The organism is Hahella sp. HN01 (genome assembly GCF_018986435.1).
Taxonomy (GTDB): domain Bacteria; phylum Pseudomonadota; class Gammaproteobacteria; order Pseudomonadales; family Oleiphilaceae; genus Hahella.
On the sequence record NZ_JAHMIN010000028.1, the window covers coordinates 79,256 to 87,537 of the forward strand.

The window sequence follows — 8,282 nt, forward strand, 5'->3', positions numbered from 1 at the left end:
CCAAGAAACTTAAACGGCCAAGACCGCCTTTTAGAGAACCTTTTGCAGACAATCGGATTCAAGCGTCAGTATAGGTGGTCGGTTTGTAGTTAAAGCTTGTTCCGCTTCATGAACCATACGGTACGCCAGTTTATTTGCATCCAGTCCGGCATACTTTCTGAGCGGACCTTGCATCAGCGGATTCAGCCATGCCGCCGCCTTGACGCCCACGCCCTCCAAAAATCGAGACTCGTGACGCTCACCAAGCAGCAACGAAGGCCTGAATATCGTCACAAAAGGAAAGCCTTCTTCCAGCACCGCTCGCTCAACCTTTCCCTTGACGCGATTGTAGAAAAACAGCGACTTTTCTGACGCCCCTATAGCCGATACCAGCAAAAAGTGACTGGAGCCATTACGCTTCATCGCATGAGCCGCAGCAGCAGGATAGGCGTAATCGACCTGACTGAAAGCTTCCTGACTGCCCGCCTTTTTAATGGTCGAACCAAGACAGCAAAATACGTCATCCGCACTTATATCCGTCAGCTCTTGCTCCAATCGATCAAAATTAACCACTCTCTGAACCAATTTTTCGCTTTCCACTTCAAGAGTGCGACGCACAATCGCAGTAACTTGCCCATAGCACGTTGAAGCAAGCAGGCGACGTAGACATAATCCACCGACAAGGCCACTCGCCCCCAATATCAAAGCGCCGCGCTTCCCATCCACCATTTAGTCTCCTTTATCCAATTCCCAGTTGCACTTGATAAGACAGCAACCCAATCCCTAAACGCAAAAAGCCGGCATCAGCCGGCTTTGCGAATATACCTAACGCTGTCGTTACGCGTGTTTTTCCGCCAGGAAGAACCAGGTATCCATCACAGAGTCAGGGTTCAAAGAGACGCTATCGATACCCTGATCCATCAGCCACTTAGCGAAATCAGGATGATCGGATGGACCTTGCCCACAAATACCGATGTATTTATCCGCGTTCTTACAGGCCTGTATAGCCATGGACAGCAGACGCAATACCGCATCGTTACGCTCATCGAACAGGTGCGCCACAATACCGGAATCGCGGTCCAACCCCAGGGTCAGCTGAGTCAGGTCATTGGAACCGATGGAGAAGCCATCGAAGTATTCCAGGAACTGTTCAGCCAATAGCGCATTGGCAGGCAACTCACACATCATGACCAGACGCAGACCGTTGTCGCCGCGACGCAGTTCATTTTGTTCAAGCAGCTCAACTACCTGCTTGGCTTCGCCCACAGTTCGCACAAACGGAACCATGATCTCTACGTTGGTGAAGCCCATTTCATTACGCACTTTCTTCAGCGCGCGACATTCCAACTCAAAACAGTCGCGGAAAGAGTCCGAAATGTAACGGGAGGCGCCACGGAAGCCCAACATGGGGTTTTCTTCTTCCGGTTCATAGATGGTGCCGCCGATCAGGTTAGCGTATTCATTGGACTTGAAGTCAGACAAACGCACGATGACGCGCTGCGGATAAAACGCCGCCGCCAGTGTTGAAATGCCCTCAACCAGTTTCTCAATGTAGAAATCGACCGGAGACGAATAACCGGAAATGCGCTTCTCCACGACCTGCTTAACATCGCGAGGAAGGGTGTCAAAGTTCAACAGCGCCTTGGGATGCACGCCGATCATACGGTTAATGATGAACTCCAAACGCGCCAGACCCACGCCCTCATTGGGCAACGCCTGGAAGTCAAACGCGCGATCCGGGTTACCGACGTTCATCATGATTTTGAACGGCAGTTTTGGCATGGATTCAACGCTGTTTTTCTGCAATTCAAAGTCCAGCAGACCTTCATAGATCATACCGGTATCGCCTTCGGCGCAGGATACCGTCACATTGACGCCGTCCTTCAACAACTCGGTCGCGTCTCCACAACCGACGACCGCTGGGATACCCAACTCACGGGCGATAATCGCCGCATGACAGGTACGACCGCCGCGATCCGTCACGATGGCGGAAGCACGCTTCATTACAGGCTCCCAATCCGGATCGGTCATATCTGTGACCAAGACATCGCCATCCTTAACCTTATCCATCTCGGAGATATTGGTGATGACGCGAACCGGTCCGCTTCCGATTTTCTGACCGATACTACGACCTTCACAAAGCACTTTACCCTTCTCTTTCAACAGGTAACGCTCCATGACGGCGGAAGCGCGGCTCTTAACGGTTTCAGGGCGCGCCTGTACGATATACAGCTTGCCGTCGTCGCCGTCTTTCGCCCACTCGATATCCATCGGACGGTCGTAATGCTTTTCAATAACCAACGCCTGACGCGTCAGCTCATAAATTTCCGCATCAGTCAGGGAAAACTTACCACGATCTTCCTGATCAACATTCACCGTTTGCACGGACTTGCCGGCGGAGCCGTGATCGCCATACACCATCTTGATGGCTTTACTGCCCAGATTGCGACGCAGTACAGCGGGACGACCGGCTTCGAAAGTGGGCTTGTGAACATAGAATTCATCAGGATTCACGGCGCCCTGCACAACCGTTTCGCCCAGACCGTAAGATGCAGTGATAAACACAACATCTTTAAAGCCTGACTCCGTATCCAGGGTAAACATAACTCCACTGGATGCGGATTCGCTGCGCACCATGCGCTGAATGCCCGCAGACAACGCCACGTGACTGTGTTCAAAACCATGGTGGGCGCGGTAAGAAATAGCGCGATCATTAAACAGCGACGCAAAAACTTCTTTCACTGCGTGTCTAATATTTTCGACGCCAACGATATTCAGGAATGTTTCCTGCTGGCCTGCGAAAGAGGCGTCCGGCAGGTCTTCTGCAGTAGCGGAGGAACGAACCGCCACCGCCATATTCTGATTGCCTTCTTGCAACTTAGCGACGCCAGAGGCGATCGCTTCATCCAACTGCTTGGGGAAAGGAGTGTCAGTAATCCATTGGCGAATACGGGAACCGGTTTCCGCTAACGCTACCACATCGTTCACATCCAACTTGGCCAGCTCATCATGAATGCGCTTATCCAATCCTTCGGTTTGGAGGAACTCACGATAAGCGTGAGCGGTAGTGGCGAACCCCAACGGAACGGTAACCCCGGCATGGGCCAGGTTACTGATCATCTCGCCAAGTGAGGCGTTCTTTCCCCCCACTTTGTCGATATCGCCCATACCCAGGCTTTCAAACCAAATGATGTAATCTTCCAAGGTGCTTCTCCCTAGTCAAATCATAGCGTTTGGCGTCAAACTACGAAGCATGTCGCAAATCATAGCTCAGCGGCGCCACACAGTTGTAACCGTTTACCGAGATAACTACAAGTAGCAGCCATCCCTATGATGTTTATGCCTAATCTTATTTGTGATTCACTTTATAAGCGACTTATCCGGCGTAGTCTAGCATCTGTATACTGGGCTCTGCACCCAACAATACAGGAAGACAATTAGCAATTAGGCGATTACGATCAAGTCTTTCGATTGCGGCATTCCAGACCAGTCTTGTCGGCGGCGGGACTCGCGACAAAGGAAACGCACAGATACATTTAAATCATAACTAACTATTACTTCCGCCTTTTATATGCTTTGAGCAGGTTAAACTTCATGAAAAGAACCGCATTTTTTATATCCGACGGCACAGGCATTACCGCCGAAGCCTTGGGACAGAGTCTGCTGGCGCAGTTTGAATTCATAGAATTTGAAAAGATCACCCTGCCATATATCGACTCACTGGAAAAAGCCCGCAAAGCCGTCGCACGCATAGATAAAGCATCGGAAATAGACGGCAATAAACCCGTCATATTCGACACCATCGTAAACAGTGAAATTCGCGCTGAAATACGCAAAAGCCAGGGGTATATGATTGATATCTTTGGCACTTTCCTGGAGCCTCTGGAGCAGGAACTAGGATCAAAATCCACTTATACTGTCGGCAAATCCCACTCTATCGTCAGCAACTCCTCTTACAACCGTCGTATTGACGCTATGAACTACGCCCTGGAGAACGACGATGGGGCCCGGATCCGCTACTACAACGAGGCGGACATCATTTTGGTTGGCGTCTCCCGTAGCGGCAAAACGCCCACCTGCATTTACCTTGCACTGCAATACGGCATCAAGGCGGCCAACTTCCCTTTGACCGAAGACGACATTCTTGACCAGCGCCTGCCGGAATCGCTGCGCAGCTATCGCGAAAAGATTTTCGGTCTGACCATAGACCCCGAGCGTCTCGCAGTCATTCGTAATGAGCGCAAGCCCAACTCCAAATACGCCTCCATCAAGCAGTGTAATTATGAAGTGGAAGAAGTAGAGCTGATGTACCGTCGCGAGCGTATTCCTTACCTCAATTCCACCGACTATTCCGTTGAAGAAATATCCACCCGAATTATGATGATGACCGGCATCGAGCGCCGTATTCGCTAACAAAAAAAGCCCCGGCAACCTGCGTCGCCGGGGCTTCTATGTCATTACATCGCCGTGAGGCGTAGCGATTTATATCTTGTGAATAGCCAGATTCAGCTTGGTGAAAGTATCCTTAGCGTTCTCTCCACCCACCACCGCCACACTGGCCTCTTTGTTCAGCAGATAAGTGTTGGCCACCCTCTCCAAATCTTCCATCGTCACAGCAAGCACGCGACGACGGAACTGTTTCCGCTGCTCGGCCGTGCGACCGAACAACTCGCTATGGAAAGCGGACTTCGCTTCGCCAGCAGGAGAGCGCGGCTTATCAATGTTGCTCACTACGCCCAACACCGCCTGCTCAAGCTCAGCAGGGTCGTGCTCACGATTCAGCAGCCAAGTGACTGAATCGTCAAAGTCGCTCAACGTCCCTTCTATCCGCGGGTCGCGGTAGGAGTAGAAGCGGAATACGGAGTTGGCGTTATCCTGTCCCGCCCCGGCTCCATAGGCGCCGCCCTGCTCACGGATCGCCCGATGCAGGAAGCCGTTGCGCAGATAGTGCCCCAATACAGTCAATGCCGCGGCATCGGCATGATCGCTGGGAACCGTCGCATAGACTTTCGCGCAGAAGCTTACTTGGCTGTTGGTGATCCAACCCACCTGACAATGCTCTCGCGTAGCAGGCAGGTTAAGCAGACTGACTTCAGAATCAGACGCAGCCTCACCCCATCCTGCAAATGCAGCCTGATTGAACGCATCCAAATTGGCTGGCTCTGCAACGCTCAAAAACTGCGCTGGATTGGCGATAAGCTTCTGGTGCAACTGCTTCAAACTATCCGCAAACGCCTGCAATTTCGCTTTATCCGCAAAGGATTTATCCAGCGCCTTGATCCACTGAATGCCCGCCAAACCGCCAGTGCGGTGACCAATCGCCCCCGCAGGACTTAAGCGACTCGCCGCCGCCATCATCGCCATACCGTGACCATTACTGGTAACGCCCTGCTCCCTTCTGGAAGCCAGCAACGCCACCAGCTCCTTGATGCGATCCAGCTCATCAAAGCGCGGCTGATATAAAAACTCTTTCATCAGACCAATCAACTCGGCCTGATTACGCTGCAACGCCTTGCCGGAAACAACCAGGAAGCCCTTGCACTTCTGTTCATCCGCCACCTCGCCGCGAATCTCCCAATAACAGGAAACACCGCCGGTGTAGGCGGATTGGCGCTCTTGCATCTCCAGATAGGAACACTCACCAGCGCCGACTTCCGCCAGACAGAAAGTCAGCAGCGGCAACAGCGATAATTCCTCATCACTCAGATCCGGCAATGGCAAAATAGCCTGATGATAGATTATGCCGTTAGTTCCCTGAGCATACGCTGTCAGCGGTAGAACGCCTTGAGCCTTGACCGGCTCAGGAATCGCGATATCCAGAGGAACATCATCCAGACCCACTTTAGGAAGAATATCTTCCGGGTCTTTTTGATTCTGGCGCTCGTTCAGCGCTTGTGCCTGAGCGACGATTTTCTGCTTTTCTTCATCCGACAAACGGCTCTTAACGGCCTGTAATTTAGCGTGAGTATATTTTTCCCGCTGAGCTTCCAATTGCGCATCTGGAGCCAAGGTCAGAGTAATGCGATGTGGATTATCCAGCAGCAGCTCTTTCACCAGAGTCTTGATGTATTCCGGGTTCTTGATGCGCTCACGCAACTTCACCAGCACCGGATCAATGTCCAATAATTCCGCAGGATCTACGCCCTGCAGCGCAGGCGACATGGCCGCCAGAATCAATTGCAGGCCGTAAGGATAAGAATCGCCGGAAATCTCACGCTGACTCAGTTCCAACTGGTGCAACACAGCTTCAAGTTTCTCCAGTGGTACGCCTTCCGTCGACACTTTTTCCAGCACGCCGACGACCAAAGACTCAAACGCTGCTGCGCGCTCAGGCTCAGAGCCTTCTATTCCGCACACAAACGCCATTTCTTTATAGGAGTCTTCCAAGCCGCAGAGGCCGGATGGAGAGTGCCCCAAATCCGTCGTCTCCAGTGCATGCATTAATGGAGATGCGCTGTTTTCCAGCAGAACATTGGACAGCAGGTGAGCTTCCAGATTGCGCTCAAGATCGCCGCTCGGCGTCAACAGCCAGCCCATAACAATATGTGACTTGGAGGCGGACTCTTCTTCCGCCGCCAGCGGATAGGCTTCTTGCACGCGAATCGGCGAGAAGTAACGCTTTTCATCACTAATCACAGGAATATCGTCAGAGCGCTCGAACTGTTGCAACGCCTTGTCTTCAAATACTTTCTGCAGCTCACTCGCCGGCAGATCGCCAAAGGTCATGAACACGGCGTTACTGGGGTGATAATGCTTACGATAAAACTGCAACAGTTGCTCGTGAGTCAGGTCGGGGATATGGTCAGGCTCTCCCCCGCTGTTGAAATGATACGTGGATGTCGGGTACAGATATTTGGTGACCGCCCCCCACAATTGCGACATCGGCGAACTCATTGCGCCTTTCATCTCATTGTAGACAACACCTTTGTAGACTAGGTCAGAATTGGGATTTTCCGCTTCTTCAAACTCAAAGCGGTGCCCTTCTTGCGCAAAATCCAACTCATTCAGATTCGCGAAAAACACGGAATCCAAATAGACATCCAGCAGATTAAAATAATCCTTGCGGTTCTGACTGGCGAACGGATAAGCCGTCCAGTCGCTGCTGGTGAACGCGTTCATAAAGGTATTCAGTGAACGCCGGGTCATCATGAAAAACGGATCGCGCACAGGGAAATTCTTGCTTCCGCACAGCGTTGTGTGCTCAAGAATATGGGCGACGCCAGTGGAATCCGTCGGCACTGTGCGCAACGCAACCAGAAAGACGTTTTCTTTTTGCTCGGAACTCAAGTGAAAGTGCCTGGCTCCGGTTTTCAGATGCCGGAATTCCTGAAGCTCAATTTTCAACGCATCTATTTTGCGCCGGCTAATGCATTCAAATGTGGGATGGGCGATATCCAAAGACAACGAGTCAGACATTTATTTCCAGCCAATCTTTACGAGTGTCGAGTTAGTTTTAATTCCTTGCGCCGCTCTCCTGAAGGCTGCCGATACGCTCAAAACCGCGCCTACAGAGAACGACAATTGAAACAAGTGTAACAGAGAGAACAGATATTTACCGAATACCGTACCCGACATATCTTTCTATCTCCTCGATTGCGCATTCCTATGGCAGGCAATCATTTATTGGGAACATCCCGGTTGAGATAGGAGTCGAAATCCGGGCGCTGCGGCAGAAATTCTTCAAACAGGTTTGAGTTGACCAAAAAGTCAGCAGTCGCCGAATTGCAGGCGCTGGGCACATTCCACAAGGTCGCTAAACGCAGCAGCGCCTTGATATCGGGGTCGTGCGGCATCGGCTCCAACGGGTCCCAGAAGAATATCAGCAAATCAACTTTTCCCTCTGAGATCAAAGCGCCTATCTGCTGGTCTCCACCAAGTGGACCGCTATGGCAGCGCCTGACATCTACTCCCGTTTTTTCAGCAATTAATTTTCCCGTCGTCCCCGTCGCGTAGACTGTACATTTGTTCAGTTTAACGCTATTTTTTTCCACCCAGGCGATCAGGTCGGCCTTTTTGTTATCGTGAGCGATAAGAGCGACACTGGTGACGCCCTTGGGGCGATTTACTTGATCTGTCATGTAGTTACATCCACTATTTCAGACTTTATTCTATACATGCTAAAACGCTGACATCGGCAGATCGGATGTAGCTTTTTATACGAATATGTCAGAACCCAAAGGCAAAGACCAGACTCTATGACAAGCGAAAACAACAACGAAACGCCGGCCGGCGAGTCTCCAGCTCCAGCTCCAGCTCCAGCTCCAGCTCCAGCTCCAGCTCCAGCTCCAGCTCCAGCTCCAGCT

At 51.6% G+C, this 8,282-nt stretch carries 5 protein-coding genes; 1 reads left to right on the forward strand and 4 read right to left on the reverse strand.

Annotated elements, in window-relative coordinates; translation table 11 throughout:
- Positions 1-30 precede the first annotated feature (30 nt).
- Both KP814_RS23520 and ppsA read right to left on the reverse strand, forming a co-directional pair.
- Positions 31-708 carry an NAD(P)H-binding protein gene (locus tag KP814_RS23520; RefSeq protein ID WP_216739056.1) on the reverse strand — a complete coding sequence of 226 codons (678 nt, stop codon included), beginning with the start codon at positions 706-708 and terminating at the stop codon, positions 31-33.
- A gap of 108 nt (positions 709-816) precedes the next feature.
- Positions 817-3,147 (reverse strand): phosphoenolpyruvate synthase, encoded by a 2,331-nt coding sequence (gene ppsA / locus KP814_RS23525; RefSeq protein WP_371824086.1) that lies wholly within the window; start codon positions 3,145-3,147, stop codon positions 817-819.
- 426 nt (positions 3,148-3,573) lie between these two features.
- Here ppsA and KP814_RS23530 point away from each other — a divergent pair, with 426 nt between their 5' ends.
- Positions 3,574-4,392, forward strand: coding sequence for a pyruvate, water dikinase regulatory protein (locus tag KP814_RS23530; protein ID WP_216739058.1), 819 nt, complete (start codon positions 3,574-3,576; stop codon positions 4,390-4,392).
- Positions 4,393-4,461: 69 nt separating this feature from the next.
- On the opposite strand, the gene KP814_RS23535 is transcribed toward KP814_RS23530, so the two are convergent.
- Entirely contained in the window at positions 4,462-7,395 is a 2,934-nt protein-coding gene (locus tag KP814_RS23535; RefSeq protein WP_216739059.1) for an insulinase family protein, read from the reverse strand.
- 200 nt (positions 7,396-7,595) lie between these two features.
- Entirely contained in the window at positions 7,596-8,057 is a 462-nt protein-coding gene (locus KP814_RS23540) for a methylglyoxal synthase (protein ID WP_216739060.1), read from the reverse strand.
- Positions 8,058-8,282: the final 225 nt, after the last annotated feature.